Source organism: Bifidobacterium intestinale (assembly GCF_023656765.1).
In the GTDB taxonomy this organism is placed as follows: domain Bacteria; phylum Actinomycetota; class Actinomycetes; order Actinomycetales; family Bifidobacteriaceae; genus Bifidobacterium; species Bifidobacterium hominis.
In genome coordinates, this window is record NZ_JAMOKR010000006.1 from 1 (window position 1) to 20,082 (window position 20,082).

13 protein-coding genes are annotated in these 20,082 nt (G+C 56.4%); 4 read left to right on the top strand and 9 right to left on the bottom strand.

Going from position 1 to position 20,082, the window contains the following annotated elements; translation table 11 throughout:
- On the top strand, positions 1-252 hold a 252-nt coding region (locus NBH13_RS08090; protein ID WP_250779529.1), incomplete at its 5' end, for a hypothetical protein.
- Positions 253-341: 89 nt separating this feature from the next.
- Here NBH13_RS08090 and NBH13_RS08095 read toward each other — a convergent pair.
- A complete protein-coding gene (locus NBH13_RS08095; RefSeq protein WP_250779530.1) occupies positions 342-2,783 on the bottom strand; it encodes a DUF6541 family protein in 2,442 nt (813 codons plus the stop codon).
- Positions 2,784-3,034: 251 nt separating this feature from the next.
- Here NBH13_RS08095 and NBH13_RS08100 point away from each other — a divergent pair, with 251 nt between their 5' ends.
- Complete coding sequence (locus NBH13_RS08100) at positions 3,035-4,360, top strand: ABC transporter permease (protein WP_250779531.1); 1,326 nt, start codon at positions 3,035-3,037, stop codon at positions 4,358-4,360.
- Positions 4,357-5,526 carry an ATP-binding cassette domain-containing protein gene (locus NBH13_RS08105; protein WP_250779532.1) on the top strand — a complete coding sequence of 390 codons (1,170 nt, stop codon included), beginning with the start codon at positions 4,357-4,359 and terminating at the stop codon, positions 5,524-5,526. Before NBH13_RS08100 ends, NBH13_RS08105 begins: the two co-directional genes overlap by 4 nt.
- A 118-nt stretch (positions 5,527-5,644) precedes the next feature.
- Here NBH13_RS08105 and NBH13_RS08110 read toward each other — a convergent pair whose 3' ends face one another.
- The 6 genes from NBH13_RS08110 to NBH13_RS08135 all read right to left on the bottom strand — a co-directional run bounded on the left by NBH13_RS08110 (position 5,645) and on the right by NBH13_RS08135 (position 14,971).
- Complete coding sequence (locus NBH13_RS08110; protein ID WP_099571522.1) at positions 5,645-6,436, bottom strand: HD domain-containing protein; 792 nt, start codon at positions 6,434-6,436, stop codon at positions 5,645-5,647.
- 136 nt (positions 6,437-6,572) lie between these two features.
- A complete protein-coding gene (locus NBH13_RS08115) occupies positions 6,573-7,457 on the bottom strand; it encodes a class II glutamine amidotransferase (protein ID WP_250779533.1) in 885 nt (294 codons plus the stop codon).
- Between the two features lie 201 nt (positions 7,458-7,658).
- On the bottom strand, positions 7,659-9,836 hold the full coding sequence (locus NBH13_RS08120) for a KUP/HAK/KT family potassium transporter (RefSeq protein WP_144171101.1): 2,178 nt from the start codon (positions 9,834-9,836) through the stop codon (positions 7,659-7,661).
- Positions 9,837-10,059: 223 nt separating this feature from the next.
- Positions 10,060-11,016 (bottom strand): TatD family hydrolase, encoded by a 957-nt coding sequence (locus tag NBH13_RS08125; protein WP_144171099.1) that lies wholly within the window; start codon positions 11,014-11,016, stop codon positions 10,060-10,062.
- A 121-nt stretch (positions 11,017-11,137) separates the two neighbouring features.
- Positions 11,138-13,498, bottom strand: coding sequence for an alpha-L-arabinofuranosidase family protein (locus NBH13_RS08130; RefSeq protein ID WP_250779534.1), 2,361 nt, complete (start codon positions 13,496-13,498; stop codon positions 11,138-11,140).
- A gap of 93 nt (positions 13,499-13,591) precedes the next feature.
- Entirely contained in the window at positions 13,592-14,971 is a 1,380-nt protein-coding gene (locus NBH13_RS08135; protein WP_333939304.1) for a glycoside hydrolase family 27 protein, read from the bottom strand.
- Between the two features lie 285 nt (positions 14,972-15,256).
- Here NBH13_RS08135 and NBH13_RS08140 point away from each other — a divergent pair, with 285 nt between their 5' ends.
- A complete protein-coding gene (locus tag NBH13_RS08140; protein ID WP_250779536.1) occupies positions 15,257-16,489 on the top strand; it encodes a LacI family DNA-binding transcriptional regulator in 1,233 nt (410 codons plus the stop codon).
- 86 nt (positions 16,490-16,575) lie between these two features.
- On the opposite strand, the gene NBH13_RS08145 is transcribed toward NBH13_RS08140, so the two are convergent.
- Together NBH13_RS08145 and NBH13_RS08150 are read right to left on the bottom strand one after the other, a co-directional pair.
- Positions 16,576-19,032 carry a beta-L-arabinopyranosidase gene (locus NBH13_RS08145; RefSeq protein WP_435374776.1) on the bottom strand — a complete coding sequence of 819 codons (2,457 nt, stop codon included), beginning with the start codon at positions 19,030-19,032 and terminating at the stop codon, positions 16,576-16,578.
- A gap of 228 nt (positions 19,033-19,260) precedes the next feature.
- A complete protein-coding gene (locus NBH13_RS08150; RefSeq protein WP_099571526.1) occupies positions 19,261-19,983 on the bottom strand; it encodes a hypothetical protein in 723 nt (240 codons plus the stop codon).
- Positions 19,984-20,082: the final 99 nt, after the last annotated feature.

Below are 20,082 nucleotides of genomic sequence, written 5' to 3' on the forward strand. Positions count from 1 at the left end.
CTGGACTCCACCGGCGTGTCGAAAACGCGGGAAAAGCGGGCAAGGAACACCATCGCGCGGCAAAAGACCGTCGGAAAAACCTCAAAACACCCCACCGCAAGCCAACATCCGGGCGTGTCGGCAACACGACACCACATCTGCAACCAACTCCGCAACCAGCCATCCACACATCAGCCGAGATGGAAAAGAGAAGAAGCAAGCAGAGGAAGAAAGGAAGCAATAAAAAGAACCGCACCCAGATCGTTAATCTGAACAAATTCAGATCTCAACTGATCGAAAGTGCGGTCTCACATATGCGCGCGCAGGCGACGGCAGAACAAGGCAGCGCAGCCAAAAATCGATTAATCGGCGCATCCGAAACGGTAGAGAGCCCAGCCCTGGCCATACTGCGAATAATCGGCAACCTTCACCAACGTGCCGTCATCCACATACGCATCAATCAATTCCTCATTATGGAAGGAATCGTATTGGGCGCGATACGGGAACGACTGCAAGCTTTGCGCTTGGTCGCCCATCGTAAGAAAGTACTTCGGAGCGTCGGTCAGCGGACATACCGTGCCAAGCACCTGCTGCACATCGCCGGAAGCAAACGCGGTCTCCACTTTGCCGAACGGAGCGGATGACACATCGGTGCGCGCATTGATGATCGGATACAGCATGTTCGCGTTGAACAGCGTCTCCGCATACATCGAACCGTTCAGCGGATCGGAAATGATGGTGGCCTGAGTGCCAGTACGTTCCGTGACCTTGCGCAGCACAATGATCTTCTGCTCGGTGAGCTGCTCGTTGGGGTCGCTTTGATCCAGGCTGGAATGCGCGATGATCGCGTCACGAACTGCAGTGCGAGACGGACATACGATCTGCGCAGAAACCGCAAGTATCGCAATTGCGAGGAATGCGGCGATTGGGCCGGTCCAATTAGAAGCGAAAGAAACACTCTTCACGGAAGAAACAGCAGGCCCGGAAGAAAGAGAAGGAACGAAAGAAGAGGAAGAAGCATTATTCTTCGCGGAGAAGGAAGATACAGAAGGGGCGAAAGAAGCGGATGCGGCGCACGCGGAAACGCATTCGGAAAACGCGTTGACGCCAATGACAAGCAACGGCAACGCAACCAGCGGAAGCATGGTCACAATACGGTTTTCATCGCGATACCAAGGAGCGCTGATGATATTCGGCAGCGCGCCAACCAACGTGACCGTGCACACATAAACCAGCGTGACCAGCAGAAATGCGGCCATCAACGCGATCACGTCACGCAGGCGATCGTTGCGGCGAGGTCGAGATGGTTCGGACGATTCGAATAAGGAGACGTCAGCAGCATCGGAACACGAAACAGCCGGCAGACCGGAAGTGGGAACCGGGGAAACAGCAGGAACGGAAACCGCAGTATCGGAAGCCAAAGCATCAGCATCAGCGGAAAAAGCGGGAGCCACAGTGGAAACAGCAACCGAAAGCGAATCCGAAAAGCGCACAACAGTGCGGCGGGAGGCGCAAACAAAAGCGGCAACGGTTCCCGCAATCAGCAATAATGCGAACAGAATCGCAGGAAAACCGTCAAGACCATCCGCGAAACAGAACGAAATCGACTCCCACAAATTCTTGGACGGCTGATGACTGTGGAACCAGGAAGCGGGATTCGCCCAACGATCCGATTTGAACGACGTGAGCATCAGAGCCACAAACGCCACCGCGCCGACACACATGGCGATAAACGCGCCAAGAATCAGCTTCCACGGCAAACGCAACACAATGAAAGGCACCAAAATCAGAGCGTACGTGAATGCAATACGCGGGTGCGCAACCAAGCAAACCACGCCTGCGACAGCAGTGATCGCAAGCCATTTTGCTATATGCTCGCGTGCGGCGATCTCATCGAACAAGCGCAACGTGGCAGCGATAAGGAACGGCAGCAGCGAAGTGGCGAAACCGAATGCGATCAGCGGGCCGGCATTCAGCAGTCCGTACGGGTGGCACACCGAGCTGACGGCAAGCACCGGCACGAACAGTCCAAGCAGATTCTGCAGAACGAAAGTAACGTCGAGAGTGGCGTTATATTGCCGATTTACAGCTGACGATGCATGCTGGTTTGAAACATTCGACGATTCAGATACGGACGACGATTCAGACGTAGGCGATGCTTGCGAAATACGTGAAATTCGATTGGAAATTCGATTGCCGCGATTCCAACGTTGTAGAAAATACCTGCACAATACCAACATTCCGGAAGGAAAAATCACGCCCGAAGCGATGATCCACGTGATATTGAATGCCGCGTAAATCGAACATTGCACGCCGAACAGTGCCGCGATTTTGATCACGAAATAAGCGCAAATGTGGAATAACGGCGGATAAAACGAATTATGAGGCCACAAATGCAATGCCGCCCCCAAACCTTCGTCAAGCAGGCGGCGAATGAAATAGTAATGCGCGGGGGCATCGCTGCTGGCAATCGGCGTATTCCACACCGTGGAGGGGAACCATGCAATCACCAAGCATAACGCGGACGCGATGCCGATAATCGACGTAAGCCACGGCAATAACGCGCGGAGCGACGCCGGATGCAGCATCGCGTGGCACCGCTGCAGGCCATGTTTCCGCCCGGACGGACCGCCCTTGGCCGAATCATTCCTGGCTGGACCATTCGTAGCCGAACCATCCTTGGACGAGCCATTCTGCCGAGCCTGAGTCTGCACATAAGCCTGCACATGAGTTCGCGCACGAGCCTGAGCCGAGCCACAATCGCCCGACACGGAACCGGTATTCGTAATCTGTTCGGAAGTCATCGATTCCATCGTAGCGAGTGCCGCAACCATGCTCAACGCTTATTCTCTGGAATCACTTTTCAGGAATCATTCAGACTTCATGCAGGGGTATAACAGTGTTGCGCAAGAAAACAATCACGTTGGAAGCCCAAGATGATTTCACGGGACGCACCATGCGCTACGGGCCTGCCTTGCTGCGGAGCGCGCGTCCCGGCTAACGCTGACGTCGGCATGCGCCGGCGCGCAATAACAGAGAACTGGAGAAGTACCGCATGTTCGTTCTCAAGAACGCATGGGCGGCGCTCGGCCGCGTCAAATGGCGCACCGCGCTGCTCGCCCTACTCGCACTACTGGTGTCTTTCTCGGCTGCCGTGGATCTGGCAGTCATACGAGCAAACGACACCGCCAATAATGAAACATACCAGTCGCAGAAAGCCACTGCGGTAATTCGGCCGACCGCGCAAACCAAAGCCAAGCGCGACGGCGCCGATTCCAGCTATACCGACAAATACTTGACGTGGGAAAAGTACGGCACGTACGCAACGGTCGCACAGAACAGCAGCGTGACCTTCAATTACACGTTGGCAACGTCAGTGCCGGTGCGCGAAAGCAAGTCGTTGCAGGCGATCGCCGCGAAAAACGATACCAGCGAAGACAAGACCGGCGGCAACCTGACCCTGCAAGCGTTCTACACGTTGGACGCCACGAAAATCAACGATTACGGATACTACAAAGTGGTCAAGGGCAAGCATCTGAGCTATAAGACGCAGAGCGACGGCGTACTCATTTCGCAGGCGCTAGCCGATAAGAACAATCTCAAGGTAGGCGACAAGGTGACGGTCGGCAATCCGTCGAAGGCTTCCGAAACGTACACATTCACCGTGCGCGGCATTTACGAATATGACAGCGACGTGCCTGAGGGCAACGGTTCCGACGCAAAATACGCGAAGGACAATCGTGAAAACGTGATCTACACGACGTATCTCAACTTCGCCAAGAACGGGCTTGACACGACGGAGGCCACAGGATGGGGCGTTCCGAATCTCAATATCGTGTTCTCGCTGGCGAATCCTTCCACGTACAACAAGTTCGTGCGCGCGGTGAAGAAGGCCAAGTTGGACACGAAGACATACGAGATCACCTCGCCGTCGCTTACCGCCTATAAGAAGTCGATTGAGCCGCTTGATTCCGCCGCTTCGGCCGCGCGCATCGTGCTGTTGGCCGTGACGATCGTCGGCGGAATCGCGTTGCTGGCATTGATTGTGTGGGCGGCAGTCGGCGGTCGGCGCGACGAGATCGGCATGGCGATGATCACCGGCGTGACCAAGGGCCGTTTGGGATGGCAGTTCATGCTGGAAACGTTCATGATGACGGTTCCGGGTTTGATCATCGGTTTGGTTGCCGGCGCGCTATTGGCGAAGCCGATCGGCACCGCGTGGGCCGGCGGGCAGACTGTGGCGATCACGTCCGCTTCAGTGTGGAATGTGATCTGGTGCGGCTTGGGCGCATGCCTGGCGCTTGGCATCGTGGCGTTCGTGCGCGTGGCCTGCTTCAACTTGAACCAACTGTTTGAGGAACGCTCGGAGGTGACGGCATGAGCGACAATATGAACGATAAGAACGAAAACATCGACGAGACCGTGGTTGACGAGACCGCTGAAGCCGAGGCAGGCGAGACCGTCGATGATACTGCGATCGGCGATATTGCAGATGACGCATCTTCCGCAGATTCCATTGAATCTATCGATTTTACGGTGATGTACGACGATGACAATGCAGATATCGAAATTGCGGCGAATGACGATGCTGCGACTTCCGACGATGCAAACGACGGCGACACTGCAGCGGCTGCAGGCAACAATACTGCAGATGCCGACGAAACCGCCGACGCTGCAAATGACGTTGCGGATACCGAGGATGACGATTCGGACGTGGTGGCGGGTAACGCGAATCAAGTGAAGGAAACGCTCGCTTTGCGCTCTTCCGACGAACCGACCGTACTGGAATCGCATGAAACGGTGAAAGCCGATTCCGTGACCAGCGTTTCGTCACAGCTTGACAACGAAATCAAGCGCAATCGCAAAAAGGATGCGTTCTTCTTCAAAACGAATCCGACATTCGCGCTCGATCATGTGACCGTGACCAATCGCAAGACCGGCCGCAATATTCTTGACGACCTGTCGTTGTCGTTCCATGCAGGCTCCACGCATGCGGTGCTTGTGGACGCGGAGGATTGCGAACAGCATCAGGCATTGCTGGCCACCATGGTCGGCATGGTGCGCACGGACCGCGGCAATGTGATGCACAAAAGCGCCAACCTGAGCGACACCGAACCGGTCGAAGTGCTGGGACACCGCATCGGATTCATTCCGCAACGTTTCGCTTTCCGCCCCGATCTCGACGCGGAAGGCAATGTGCTCTACGCCATGGATGCATCAAACCGCAACTTCCTCAAGCCGAAGCCTGTGATCGCCCGCGAACTGCTCAAGCGCGTAGGCTTCGACGAGGTGACGTCCGGCCTGGCAGTCGGCGAAGTAAGCGAACTGAACCAGCGTCGCGTGGCCATCGCTCGTGCGCTAAGCTGCGAGGCTGAGGTGATTATCGCCGACGAGCCGACCGCTGGATTGAATGCCGATGATGCGGCCGTGGTGTTGGATCTGTTGAAGAAGTTCAAGCGCGATGCCGATCGCAAGCGCGCCATCATCGTGGTGACCACCAATCCGGAGGTCGCCGATGCGATGGAGCACAGCGTGGAACTTGACTAGCCGCCTAGTGCAACGGGCGCGCGAACATAGACTCTTTCGCGCGCCCATAGGTAAGCCCTTTGGAATTCTGGTTTTAGCCAAATCCCAAAGGGCTTACGTGTTCTGAAAGCGGTCTGCCCTACTCCGCGATACGCATGTGGTACTGCTCGGCGAGTGGCGTGACGTCAAGCACACCGTATCGTTCGAGCAGCCGCAGCCATTCGCGCCTGTTGCTTTCGCCGAAACGGGCCGCTTTGCGCGCATAGGCTTCGGCCGTCAGGAACTTCGGCGGAATCGACTTGCTGTTGTACTTGTCGGCCACCATCACCACTTCCTGCTCAAGATTCATGGGCACATAGTCGGCCGGAGGCAGCGGCAATCCTTGCGATTCCACCGCTTCTTTGGTGAGTCCCACACCGGTGTGGTTGCGCGCGAACTGCGCGATGGACTCGTCAACACCCTCATTCAACAAATATTCGTAGCCTTTAAGCCCATGCCGCACGTAATTCGGACCGTCGAATTTCAGCGGCCCACCGTCGGAACCATCTTGTTTGAGCAAAAAATACGTGCCGATATCATGCAGCAGACCACCGATCACCACCAGATGCTCGTCGATCAGCCTTGGCGGAACGGTTCCGCCCGTAAGCCCGTCCGATGATGGAATGGAAGGAATGCGAAGCATGCCGAACGATTCGTCTCCATTGCCATCTTGCGTAAGCCTAAGGCCGAAATCGCCCACTTTTTCGGGGGCATCGTCCGGTAGCGTGCAGCGACGGGTGAAAAGTGCGTTCTGCCTGCGTGCCATGCGACGTGCGATGTCGGCAACGACTACGCAATGTCCGTGAATCAAATCGTATGCGGCTTGCGATTGCGCGATTTTTCGATGCAGTTCGTCAACTTGGGCGAGTGTAGGAATATATCCGGTTGTCATACCGCCTATCTTAGGCGCTGTATGACGATTGCCGCATGCTGAATCCGGTCGAAAAAATGTCCGGAAATCCCAGATGAAAATTACAGTCGAAAATTACGGTCGAAAATTCCCAAGTACGGATTCCAGCTTACGAATTTCAGATAGAACGCACGCGAAATGCGCCGGTACGGTTAGAAGCGACGATCATCCGATCGTTTTCCAAACGAGTCCAGCCATCTTCGGCACGCTGATCGAAACCGGAGCTGGCCACAACCACGCCCTTCGGCTGGCCTGCAGCCTGATCCGCTTCGGATTCACCAAGCGCACGATAGCGCATCACACGATAGTCATGCGCCTGGTCGCCACGTCCGTACTGGTCGTAGATTTCCACAATGCGCTTGGACGTGACCTCACGACCGGCCGCGCACAGAGCGATGAACTGGTCTTGGCTCTGAATCATGCAGTTGTAGCTAGATTTCGGATAGCTTTTGCGCAGTTCGCGCACAGCCTGCGCGACCGCCTCGTCGAGCGCGAAACCAAAACCGATGTACTGCAGAATCACTGCGAAGAAAATGGCGGAATCGGAACGGCCGCCGGTGGACTGCACGATATTCGGATCGACTGGGAATGCACGGTTGGTGATGATGTTGCGACCCTGATCGTCGGAAATATCGCCATTGTGGATGAAGCTCAATCCGTTGGCGTAGAACGGCTGCTGGTTTTCGAGAATCAGCGGCAGGTTCGAGCTGGCCAAACGTAGGTGCCACAGGCCTCCACGGGCCGGAGCGTTGGCGAGCTCGTCGAAAATCGGATCATGGCGGGCCGCGACCGTGTTCTTGTAGATGGTGGTGCCGGTTTCCGGAGTGGGAGCGCCACCGTCACGCAAGTACGGCGACTCGCTCGGCACGGTGACCAGCGCGGAGCCCCAGCCATCGTTGTGGATTTCGCTCAGATCACGGAAATCGCGTACGGTCTGCATGCCGAGCACACCATTGAGACTGGTGTTGCTTCCGGCTGCCGCGAATCCAAGTAATCTGCACATGGTTGATTACTCTACAGGGCTTGTGCTGCAACGCGCGCATATGGCTATCGACATTGCTTATAGCGTGCAAAAAACCGCGGGATTCCAACGATTCTTCGCGATAAGACCGTGCAAAACCTACAAAATGTCCCTACGAAAACGGGCTGCGCGACGATGGCAGATGCGATCACCATCATCGTGCAGCCCGTTTCACGGCTTGTTTCACACACGCTTTAGCCGCGGAGGACGCTGAGTCGCGAGGAACAGCGGCTGTATCTCAATCAGCGGATTGTAAGGCGCAAGGCCGAACCATTTGACCGGAGATCCCGCAAGACGACGGATCGCATACTTGATTTCCAAAGAAATCGCGCCACGCTGCGATACCTTCGACTCAGGCATAAGCGCCTTGTGAATCAGCACATATCGAATCGGACCGATATTCGGATCAGCATCAAGCTTCGGATAACGGCTTTCCTGCTTCGGCAGATCTCCCGACTTCGACAAATCGTTCATGATCTGGTGAATGTAAGCCGGAATCGACTGAGAAACCTTGAAACCAAGCCGAATGCGAACACGGAACATGTAATCCGTGCCGAAATTCTCAACCGAATACTCGCGAGTGAACGGCTCATCAGCGGTCTCGACGGAAACCGCCCACCAAGCGCGGGCACGTTTTGGATGGTCGGCGAAAATCGAGAAGAAGATATCAGTATCGATACGCTTCATCTCCGGATCCGACGTGAGGTAAACGATATTGTCGGCAAAATACGGAATCGTATCGTCATCATGCAGTCGCTCCAGCACCGGCAGGCACTCGGCGGGCTGCATATGACGACGCTGCGCACGTTCCAGCTTCGTGCCTTCGTTCCACGTATACATGACCAGCAGAATCGCGAAGGTAAGTAGCATTGTGAACCAGCCACCATGCAGGAACTTCGCCATGGAAGCGAAGAAGAACATGAACTGAATCGCAAGGAACAGCACGGTGAATACGACCGCTCCGATACGACGCCCTGAATGCCAGATGTAGACGGCAAGCAGAATGGTGGTGGTGATCATGGTGATGGTCAACGCCAGGCCATACGCCGCGGAAATATGCTCGGAATCACGGAATAGCGCCAAAACCAACAGCGTGGAAACGCAAAGCACCACATTGACCACAGGAATGTACAGCTGGCCGCGGGTACGGGCCGGGTAACGGACCTGAAGATGCGGCATCCAGTTCAGATGGGTGGCTTCAGACACCATCGTGAACGCGCCGGTGATCAATGCCTGCGAGGCGATAACGCCTGCGAGCACGGAAAGCACGACGGCCACGTAACGCACGCTGGGCGTCATCATTTCGAAGAACGGGTTCAAACCGTGCGTGCGGGCATAAGCCGAATCATCCCAATGATTGAGCATCCATGCGCCTTGGCCGAAATAACAGAGCACAAGCGCGATTTTGATGAACGGCCACGTGAAATAGATGTTGCCACGGCCAACGTGACCCATGTCGGAATAAAGCGCTTCGGCACCGGTGGTTGACAGGAACACCGTACCCATGATGGCAAGACCAGCGGCATTATGGCTGCTGAACAGGAATCTGACACCGTACAAGGGGTTGAGCGCCGCGAACACGCCCCAATACTGGCTGAGGTTCGCCAAGCCGACAACCGCTAGGAACGAGAACCATACAAGCACGACCGAACCGAACACCTTGCCGATACGCTCAGTGCCACGCGACTGCGCAGAGAACAGTATCAGAATGATGGCCGCGGTGATCATCAGGGTCAGCTGCTTGTTTTCGGTAAAAAGTTTTTCAAAAGCCGGTAGTGTTTCCAAGCCTTCCACTGCCGAGCTGATGGACACGGCTGGGGTGAGCACGGAATCGGCGAGGAACGCGGCACCGCCGAGCATGGCGGGAATCGCAAGCCATGCACCGTACTTGCGAATCAACGAGTACAGCGCGAAAATGCCGCCTTCGCCCTTGTTGTCGATGCGCATGGCAATCAGCACGTATTTGACAGTGGTGATGAGTGTGATTGACCAGAACACCAACGAAAGCACGCCGAGCACGGCCTCGTGGTCAGCGTGCGCGAGTCCGCCCTGCCCGTTGAGGAACGTCTGCATGGTGTACAGCGGCGAGGTGCCGATATCGCCATATACCACGCCCAACGCCACGATCGCCATGGCAGGCGTGATTTTGTTTGGCCCGGATTGCAGACGGCTCCACCAGCGGCCGATGGGACCTTTGCTGGCCACCTGGTCAAGTTTGGCGGCCTCCTGCTGCTTCTCCTCGTGCTGCTTGATCAGCTCCTGTCGCTCTTCCTTGGTCAGCACCTTGTGCGAAACCTTCGGCGCCTGCGTGTATGTGGCTGCGTGAAACAGCGGCTCATCCTCGTTAGGCTCGTTAGCCATAACGCTACCTCCAAGTGGCGGGCCTTCCAACCCACTCCCCAAAATAAACGCAAAAAGGCACGTTAGGAGCCGTACGAAGTCTTGTCAAATCTTCACATTGTTTCTTGCGATTCTTGATCTCGAAAGAAGTAGACTTCCTGTGGGTTTTTTCCCTTTTGTTTTTCTCTTATTCTCTCTCATTTTCGGACAAATCGTTTCCGCTTTGCCGATTTTCGGAATTTGTTCAGATTCCGTACACTTCGCGCGTAGTCTTTCGTGTTGCCTGCGCGACTTCCGTCAGCGGTTTATCGAGATAATTCGCCAACGACTGCAGGGTGTAGGGGATCATGTACGGCGCGTTGGTGCGGCCACGATACGGCATCGGACTTAGGTAGGGGGCATCGGTTTCAACCATGACATGACTGAGCCCGACAATGCGTGCCGACTCGCGGATACCATCGTTGCCCTTATAGCTGGATGTGCCCGAAAGACTGAGATACCAACCGTTTTCGCGCGCTATCTCACCCATTTCGGCATCACCGGAATAGCTGTGGAACACGGTCCGTTCGGGAGCGCCGTCCGCCAGCAACGTTTCGATGACTTCCTTATGCGAGTCACGGTCATGGATCTGCATAGGCAGATTGAGTTCCTTGGCGAGCGCGATGTGCGCGCGGAAAGCTTCCCGCTGGAGTTCTTTGGCGGCTTCGCCGGTGCGGAAGAGATCCATGCCGGTTTCGCCTATGGCCACAACCTGATTGGGGTAGGTGACGGCAAGACGGTGCACTTCGGCCATGGCGTCTTCGAAGTTGGTGTCGTGCCAGGGTTTGTATTTGAGCGGAAGGCCGTCTGGTCCGGGCACTCCGCGATGACCGTGGAGCACGGATTCGTTGGGATGTATGGCGATGGCCGCATGCACGGTTCGGGGGTGTTCACGTGCCATGTCGATGGCGGTCATGAGGTTCGGTAGTTCACATCCGCAGTCGATGACGCCTTCGACGCCGACTTGTTGCGCTTGGTTCAGCAGTTCGTCGACGCTGTATACGGGGACTTCCGGTTGGCCTTTTTCTTGGGCTTCATGGCTCATGGCCCGCGAGAACGGCACGACGGACGCCACATGCGTGTGGTTGTCGATGACGTGCGCGTTCTCGGGAAGTGGTTGCGGTGCTGGCGCCCAGCTGCGGTCACGATGGTGTTTGCTCATGCCTCCAGCCTACGCTCGATGGCAGTCTTGCTTCGGAAGCCGCGTTATTCATCGATGGCAGTGGGATTAACCAACGCACCTCTATATGTTTTGCGATGTAGCGCTGAAACGCTTTCCGCGATTAGTCATGGAGGGTGAGGGTGGTGAAGGACCAGGCGGGGGCGGTGTAGGTGCCGCTGGTCAGGTCGAGCGAGGTTTCGACTGGAACGGTTGGTGAGGACTTGCCGATTTCACCAGCGTACGGGTCGGCTCCGGCAAGCACAGTGGCAGTTGCCGAAGCGCGGGATTCCGCGGAAACACCAAGCTCGTCAAGCACCTGAGTCACATCCACTTCAGCTTCGGCATCGAGCGCGTTGACGATACGCACGTAAGTGACTCCCTCGGCATCGTTACGAGCCACAGTGACGGTACGACGAGGCTCTTCCGGCTCTTCAACACCTTGCGCAACAAGCTCTCCATCGATATACAGCTTCATGCTTTCGCCACGATCGGTCACTTCGATGCGCACCTGCCACACGGTTCCGGGGAACACTTCGTCCATGGACCATTCGGTGCCGTCGAGATTGTAGGCGGTGCCGTCGCGCACCACCTTGATTTCGAAGGCACGGCCGAGCGACGTGATGTTGTGGTTCTTGCCGTTGATGTCGCCGTGCACCAGCTGCAGACCCCAACGACCCTGATAATAGGTGATGGTGGCGTTGATGGTGTAGGCGTCGGCGTCGATGTTCAGATTCGTGGCTTTCGGACCGTTGCCCGCGTAATGGCAGTCTTCAAGCTCAATATGGCGACCATCAGCAGTGTCGACGCTGAAGTCGGTGATGTCGGCGTGAGCAGCGCCTTCCAAACGCAAGCCGACCGTCGACGGCAGTTCGCGACGCAGCGTGGTCTCGCCTTCCACTGCAACCGGCCATGCGGTATCGGACGTGGTGGTGGCATACATCTGCTGCACCCAGTAGCTGTACGGCAGGTAGGTACGTTCGTTGTCGAAGTAGATCAGATCAGGATTCCAGCTGTGATGCCCGTTCTTGGCAAACAGCGGCGCATACGAAGACATAACCACTGCATCGCCGTTCAATTCCATGCGACCCATGAACGCCGCTTCAGAAAGACCGTTGATCAGCTGTGTGTTCCATGAGCCATACTCGCCCAAGTACACCTTCGGGCCTTCACGATCCGTGGTGTCGTAGTGGTCGAGATTGTGGAACCACCAGCTGGAAGACTGGTAGGAATGCTCGTCAACAATGGGAATACCGGCTTCACGTGCATACTGCCAACCAGCCTCATAGTCGGGGCCACTCGGAGCCGGACCGACCGTGCCAACCACAACAATATCCGGGTAGGCGGCCTTGACCTCGTCGAAGATCTGCTGGAAGCGGTTCTTGAACACGTCATCGATAAGATCTTCGTTGCCAATGCCCAAATATTCAAGGTTGAACGGTTCCGGATGACCCATGGCGGCACGCTTGGCACCCCATTCGGTGGTTGCGGCGTCGCCATTGCAGAATTCGACCAAATGCAGCACTTCATCGATGTATGCCGGCATGTCTTTCTGCGCGATCGGCACCGGACCTTGGCTGGTGTTCTGGCAGCTCACGGCAGCGGGCAGCACCGGTAGCGGCTTCGCGCCAATGGTTTCGCACAGGCACAAATACTCGTAGTAGCCGATACGGAACGACTGGTGATATCCCCACAGGTTGAAATTGTGCGGCCGATGCTCAACATCACCGATGGTGCGATCCCAGTGGTACATGTTATCCATGCCAAGACCGTGGGTGATGCAGCCGCCCGGGAAGCGCATGAAGCGCGGCTGCAGGTCGGCGAGCGCCTTGACCAGGTCGGGACGGAAATGCTTGAGCCCGTTGTAGGTGGTGCGTGGTTCGAGGGTAACGAAATCAAGATCAACGGTACCTTCCGTGGTGAAGGTGAGTCGCAAAGCGCCTTCATGTACAACGATGGCATTGCTCTCACCGGAAACCGTCAGCGAAACCTCTTGCTTACGCCAATCGTTGGAATCGACGGTGATATCTTGTTCTGCAATCGCATTTCCATCGTCGTCAATCAGAGCGACGGTGACGGGAAGTGCGGAAGCTTCGCAATTGTTGGAAATACGCATCCATGCGGAGAAATCGTAGGTTTCGCCGGCACGGAAGATCATGCCGTCCCAGCCGATATTTTCAAGCGAAGCCGGCGCCTGTTCGACTTCAACGGACGCATAGTGCGGGTTTTCTTCGGCTACCGGATTGTCGGTGAGCACGTCGAAGGCTGCGAAGGAGCCGGCGGGCACGATTTTGCGCCAGAAGCTGTAGCTGCTCCAGTCGGAGGAGTCGGCGCGATTGTATTCGAATGCGCCGTTCTGTACGAGGTCGGCGTTGAGTCCGCCGTCGCCGGAGTAGCTGATGTCTTCGTAGAAGATGCCCCACAGGTCGGTGCTGATGTTGCGCACACCTGCCTTGTTGAGGGTTGCGATGATGGTGTCGGTCATGGCATTCCTTTTTGTGTTTGGTTGGTGGTTTGTTATTGAGTTTTGTTGGAAATTTGATGATTGATGGCGATTTATAGCGACTGCTGGTTGCCGTCAGCACGGGTCGAGTGCGAACCAGAGCACGCCATGCGCTGGTATGGTTCCGCGGATGACTCGATCTTCGCCCTCACCTTCGATACGTGCGCCGGTTACATCAGTTTCGCCAGTTGCGTTGGTTTCGTCGTCAAACAGATTGGTAATCGTCCACGGATCGTTGCGTTGGCTTAATCCGACGATGGATTGCAGTTCGATGGTTGCCGGCAGTTCGTAGTCGCGATCGCCGGTCCAGAAGATGGCTGCATAATGTCCGCCCGAATGCGCGGAAGGAGTGCCATCCGCCCAGTCGGCCGCATCGGCGGCCCACACCACGAGATCCCCAAGGTAGGAGTTTTCGTCATCCCAACGTTCGAAGATGCGTTCGTACACGGTTTCGTGATTGTTGATGGATCCTGCGGTGACTTCGCGCAATGCCGGATTGGCGAGCAGTTCAATGGTTTCGCTGGTACTGGTCGGCAGGTCGCCGCCTACCATAAGTGGGCTGCGTCCCATGCACCAGAGGGCAAGCAACGTGCGGCTTTCATCTTCGGTGAGGCGGCTTTGGCGATCGTCTCCACGTTCGGCCCGCAATCCAATATGCCCCAACGGCAGCATGTCGGCGTCAGCCCAATGACCGGTGGTCTGGAACGGCGCCCACCTCGCAAGACGCGGGAATTGCTGGTAGATGTCTTCCCAACGATCCCATAAATCGTCGCTGATACGCCACATTTGTGCGCTGTCTCGCAGAAATTCTGCGTAGCCGGTGCTCACCCAACCGCCCGGCGAGAGCGACAGGCTGATGCTGCGACCGTATTTCGCTTCAGCTTTGGCGATGGCGTTATGGTAGGCGGCGATTTCCGCGCTGTGGAATGGCGTTTGCATGTCGTCGACTTTGAGGAAGTCAAGCCCCCATGAGGCGAACAGGTCGAGCTGTTCGTCATACCAAGCTTGAGCTCCGGAGTGGTTATGGTTCAGCCCATAATTGTCTGGATTCCACTTGCACACGTGGTTAAGGTCCGCCACCTCTTGCGCCGTGTATGGAGTGCCTTTGACCGGCAGATTGTTGTCGACTGCCAAGCGCGGAATGCCTCGCATCATATGTACGCCAAATTTGAGTCCCATGGCGTGGATCTGTTCGGCAAGCGGTGCGAAACCGTGCCCGTCTGCAGCGCTGGGGAATCGTTCAGGGTCGGGCAGTTGACGCCCGTATTCGTCGAGGATCAGCTGCGCATTGGCATTGTAACCGTGTGCGCGGGCGGTCGGGTCGTACCAGTCGATGTCGACGACGATCGTATCCCAGCCGGCGTCTTTCAGGTGTTCCGCCATGAATCGTGCGTTGGCAAGCACTTCGCTTTCAGTGACGGTGGTGCCGTAGGAATCCCAGCTGTTCCAGCCCATTGGCGGTCGCCATGCTTTTGGCAAATCCTCGGTAATCGCCATTGCCTTCTCCTTGTACAACGTTAGAAAAGCGTGTCGTTTACAGTATCTGACGTCATCCTTGACTTACTTGTTCGACTTCATCATCCTGGAAAACTTCAGATATGTACCGTTACATATTTTATAGCATATTTCAGAAATCACAATCATGATAAGATATTGGTGATTCTTTGAAATTTCAACGATTACTAGAAAATCATCATATATAATATCGTTACAGAAAAACTTGGCTGTAAGGAGCGGCGCATGACAAGCGGCAAACCGACGTTGCGAGACGTGGCAAATCAGGCCGGAGTCTCCCCCATGACCGCATCGAACGCACTGCACGGCAAAGCCGGCGTCAAGGAATCGACCCGAGCCAAAGTATTGGCAGCAGCGAAAAAACTCGACTATCGCATCAATCTGACAGCCAGCATGCTCAAATCAGGTCGCAGCAACATTATTCACATCATCGTCAACGAATTCGATTCGCCGTTCTATTCGAAACTGACGCAAGCTTTGAGCCACGAGATCACATCACGCGGACTCACGCCATTCATTGAGCAAACCCAATATTCACCGGACGCGGCCGAACACGCTCTGACCAGCAATCCGTTCTCCGGGCAGCTCTTCGACGGTGAGATTCTGCATGCCACCGGATTGGGCACGAATCTACCGCTCGCCAAACTCAACGGCGGGCGCCCTCTCGTACTGCTCGACGCATGCGAGGAAACGCCAACCGTGGATGCCGTGAATTTCCCCAACGAGGAGGGCGAACGCGCTGCGATGCAGTATCTGATCGCCCAGGGATGCCGGAATATTGCGATTGTCGGGCATACGTTCGTGCCGCGCGCCGAGTTAGCGCATGCGCAGAATGCGTTCGCACTGCGACTTCGGGGGGCGTGCGCGGCGTTGCTGGACGCAGGATTGCCATATGACGAAACCATGGTGTTCGAAGGCGGTTGCTCCGACGACGGCATTACCGCCGGGCACGCGATCGCCGAACGGATTATGGCGGCACGAAGGGCGGACTGCGGAGCCGGCGCGGGTGCCGGAGACCGCGAAACAGGCACGGCCGGAACCGCCGATTTCAACAATGTAAGCGGCGAGATTACGGGCAAATCGATCGAAACGACCGACAAGATTCCCGCAATCGCGTTCGACGGAGTGTGCTGCGCCAATGATTTCGCCGCATTCGGCGTGATTCGCGGCCTCGCCGACTATGGCATCCATGTGCCGCAAGACGTGAAGGTGATCGGATTCGACGGCGTGACTTCTGGAACCTACACCACCCCTTCGCTGAGCACCATCCAAGTGGATCTCGACCAGCTTGCCAAATTCGCGGTCGATATGATCGTCGAACGGATCGAACGCGGCGAAGTGAATGGTAATTCCAGCAATGCCGGAAATTCCAATAATGCAGGCACGGTGCTGCCGCCGAGCCGCGCAACCATCGGATATCAGTTGGTCGAACGTGAATCCACGACCGCGATCATATAGCTATCGTGCGTTCCGCGCCCGATTGCAGCGGAACGCACGATAGCTGGAAAATACGCCATTTTAGCGATTGGTTGGCTCAGCCCCGATCAACCGCGGCGGCGAATCGCGAAGATTCGGGCGGAGGGACGCTTGGACGTGGTTGCGTTCAGACGGACCGTTTCCGGATCCATGCGTTCGATGGTCCACGGCTCGGCATCCGGCGCATGATCCGGTTCGGCAGGATTCGGGAAAACCTGTTCGATGGTTTTGCCGGCTTCCAGCGGCATGTTCACCGAGGGGGTGCCGCCGCGACGCCATACGATGACGTAATCAGGCTTATCTTCCGACTGAGACCGCTGACCATTCTGCTGATCGTTCTGATCGGCATTCCGCTCATTCCAAGCGTCTTCGCCGCGCACGTACCGGTCGCGCGCATCCGCTTCGACATGGCGCAACCCGACGGCGAGCCAATCGCCATCGAAATCGGGAAGTCCCGACGGCCAGAACGGCACCATATGCTGCTGGTCGGCAAGCACGCAACGATGTAAGGCGACGGCATCTCGAACGAGCGAAAGACGCGGTTCAGTCATGCGATCGATGAAACCAGACAGATACAGTCTGCCGAGCACGCCCGTGGCAAGCGTGAAGACGGCCGTCTCATCGTCCATCTCCTGCTGGGCGTAGCCCCAGTTTCCCTGCTGTTCCGGCAGGATCATCATGCCCGCGCCTGCCGCGATGGCCGCATAAATCAGCGGATCGCACTGGTCGGAAGTGGACTGCAGATCCAAGCGAGACAACTGCGCGTAATCGGCGCGCATGGCGCCGGAACCGCAGTTTTCAATCATCACATCCGGATGACGGCGACGCAGATCGTCAAGCCAATCCAAATACGCACGGCAATGCCCAAGCAAGCCGTCGCCAACGGATTCGGCATTCAAATCAGTGCCGACGCCGGGAGTGGTGTTGTAGTCGAACTTGAAGAACACCGCGCCGAAATCGTCGATTAGACGATCAACGGTACGTGTAACATGCTTGCGTGCTTCGGGGGAACGGAAATCAAGCAAATAACGACCCGAATCACACACACGCACGCCATGGCGTTGAAAGAACGCGGAATCCGGCAGCGTGCTTGCCAGCGGCGATTTCACGCCGATCACTTCAGGTTCGAGCCACAGGCCCAAGCCCATGCCGTGCGCACGGATGTTTTCGGCAAGACCACGCAAACCGGTGTCGCCGAAACGGTTGGTGGAGGCCTGCCATTCGCCGACCATGTCCCACCAGCCGCCGTCGGTGCTGTCGTACCAGCCGGCGTCGATGCAGAAAATATCCGCGCCAACGCTTGCCGCGCCTTCGATCAGCGGCAGCTCCTTCTCAATACGAGGATCGCCAAACAGCGTATTCATGTAATCGTTGTAGATCACAAGACCCTGCGTACGCTCGAACTGCTTGATGCGGCCCAGTTCGCGGGCTTTGGCAATGCGTAATGCGCGACGCTGCAACGTCATTTCGGCGACGGCCTGCTGCCAATCGCCTGCGGCAATGGCAAACGACACGGGAACCGACTCGAAATCGTTGCCTTCACCGAGATTGGTGAACCAGCCGTGATCCTGATATTCCGGGCCGAATGCACTGATGTGCAGACCGGGATCATCCTCACCGACCTCCCACTCCCACGGGCCATTGTGCTCGATCTGCCACATTACGGAGAAGTCGCGGGCACGGCGCATAGAACCCTCGACCTGTACGATACCGGCCGGTTCATGCACGCCCGTACTCCATGTGGAAGTGGAGCTCATGGCGAATCTCGAGCTGGACTGGCCTGGATTGATTTTCTGGTTGCGGTTACGCACCTGGGTGTCTCGCAGCGGGCGGACGCGCCAATCGTTTTCCACGGCCCAGGCGGCGTCACCCCAGAAAATATTCGAACGATGGATTTTGCCGCAGTTGACGCGCATGGGAACGGTCAGGTTCAGCGACGACACCGCTTCAATCGGCAGTTGTTTGGCGGACTGCAGACGCGTGTACGTGCGCACCGCGGAAAGATTAGAAAACGCTTCGAACACGGAGGTGACCACCAGGCCCTCATGCGGGTCGGCACAAACCGTTACGGGTGTGGGATTCACAGCAGAGGCAGCCGCATCGCGCCCACTGGCGGTCGGCTCGAATTCGCGGCCTTTCGGCTCAAGATCGGCATACGACGCGAACTGCGTGATCTCCAAACGGAACGGATCGTCGGAACCCTGCCCGGGCTCGGACGCGAGCGCGGAAACGAAGCGTAGCTTGCTGCCGGCGACCGTGGCAATCAATGCGAGACGGTTGTCTTGCGAACCGGTGTTCGCGGCGAGCACTTCCACGATCGGGCGGGGATCCTTTTCCACTACAGGCTTTCCATCGTCGGACAGGCGACCGTCAATGGGGATCATGCCTCGTCCTACAACGTTGCATAGGCGGACGGGAGAATCCCCTGCAATGTCGAACAGCATGGACACCACACCGTTACCCCATTCGAGACGTCCATCCTGACGAGGAAGTAGGGGGTTCAACATGCTGGCTGCCATTGCCATCTCCTTCGCGCTTCGGATACCGCCTGTTTATTAACGTGTATCGTTTGACGTACCTCCACTAGCTTAGGCGGAAAACAGGGCATAGCGTGCATGCGTGTCTACAGGTATTCAGGAAACGTTCAGCAACAGGATTTCGGCAAATGCATTTCGGCAAAGCAAAGGTGCAATCATCGCACGAATCGCATGCGCATTCCGCGAATCGTACGAATATCGCTCGATGCAATCAAACTAATCAAATTGCAGATATTTCACGAATTGGATTGGCATATCCTTGGATTCCGAAACGTTGCTGAATCCAAGAATAACCCCCTTTTTCGGCAGTCCATGCGTAGAGATCCATGTTTTCGAATGGGACAAGTCGAATCCGACAGCGTCGTTCACATCGGAAACCGGATTGCCTTTGGCGTCGACCAGCGCATCCTTGACCTGCTCAAGATCGGCGGCACTCATCACTTCCGCGGGTTTGGTGATGTCGCCGCGATCATTGACTTCGGCGAAAATATCGGTTTCGGCAACAATCATGTTGATCTGACCTGCCGAAACGCGAGCCGTTAACGATGCGGAACCATCTTGCGCGGCATTCTCGCCAATCGCAATGGAGGCATCCGTCCGCACGAGACGCTCGTCTTCAATACCTTGCGTCTTCACAAAATCAGCGCCCAACGCATCAATCTGTTCGGAATATTCCGCCATATCGACGCCTTCAAGACTCAGCTTGGCCTCGGGACCTTTGGTCACATACGAGATGACGAAAGCAAGTACCAAGCCGACCACTGCGATAATGATCAGCACATCGGTCAGAAAGTTCTGCTTGAAGTACGGCCACCTGTCTTTCGGCGGCAGCTCGCGGAAGGTTTTGAATTTCGATTGCTTCGCATACACGTTGGTGGATGCGAGCGCTGCGACCGCATCTTGCTGCTCCTGGGTGAGAACTGGCTTCTCTACTGCCATGCCAAACCTTCCCGCGTTGTTTCATCGACGCATTCACGCGTCATCTTCGTGCGCAGCAACATGCGTTGCTTTCTCACTTCCCTATCTTCCGCCTCGTAC

Excerpts from the sequence above, each read along its gene's own strand:
- NBH13_RS08110 (WP_099571522.1), bottom strand. The coding sequence starts at position 6,436 with ATGACAACCGGATATATTCCTACACTCGCCCAAGTTGACGAACTGCAT.
- NBH13_RS08100 (WP_250779531.1), top strand. The coding sequence starts at position 3,035 with ATGTTCGTTCTCAAGAACGCATGGGCGGCGCTCGGCCGCGTCAAATGG.
- NBH13_RS08135 (WP_333939304.1), bottom strand. The coding sequence starts at position 14,971 with ATGGGCTGGAACAGCTGGGATTCCTACGGCACCACCGTCACTGAAAGC.
- NBH13_RS08105 (WP_250779532.1), top strand. The coding sequence starts at position 4,357 with ATGAGCGACAATATGAACGATAAGAACGAAAACATCGACGAGACCGTG.
- NBH13_RS08120 (WP_144171101.1), bottom strand. The coding sequence starts at position 9,836 with ATGGCTAACGAGCCTAACGAGGATGAGCCGCTGTTTCACGCAGCCACA.
- NBH13_RS08150 (WP_099571526.1), bottom strand. The coding sequence starts at position 19,983 with ATGGCAGTAGAGAAGCCAGTTCTCACCCAGGAGCAGCAAGATGCGGTC.
- NBH13_RS08130 (WP_250779534.1), bottom strand. The coding sequence starts at position 13,498 with ATGACCGACACCATCATCGCAACCCTCAACAAGGCAGGTGTGCGCAAC.
- NBH13_RS08125 (WP_144171099.1), bottom strand. The coding sequence starts at position 11,016 with ATGAGCAAACACCATCGTGACCGCAGCTGGGCGCCAGCACCGCAACCA.
- NBH13_RS08095 (WP_250779530.1), bottom strand. The coding sequence starts at position 2,783 with ATGACTTCCGAACAGATTACGAATACCGGTTCCGTGTCGGGCGATTGT.
- NBH13_RS08140 (WP_250779536.1), top strand. The coding sequence starts at position 15,257 with ATGACAAGCGGCAAACCGACGTTGCGAGACGTGGCAAATCAGGCCGGA.
- NBH13_RS08145 (WP_435374776.1), bottom strand. The coding sequence starts at position 19,032 with ATGGCAATGGCAGCCAGCATGTTGAACCCCCTACTTCCTCGTCAGGAT.
- NBH13_RS08115 (WP_250779533.1), bottom strand. The coding sequence starts at position 7,457 with ATGTGCAGATTACTTGGATTCGCGGCAGCCGGAAGCAACACCAGTCTC.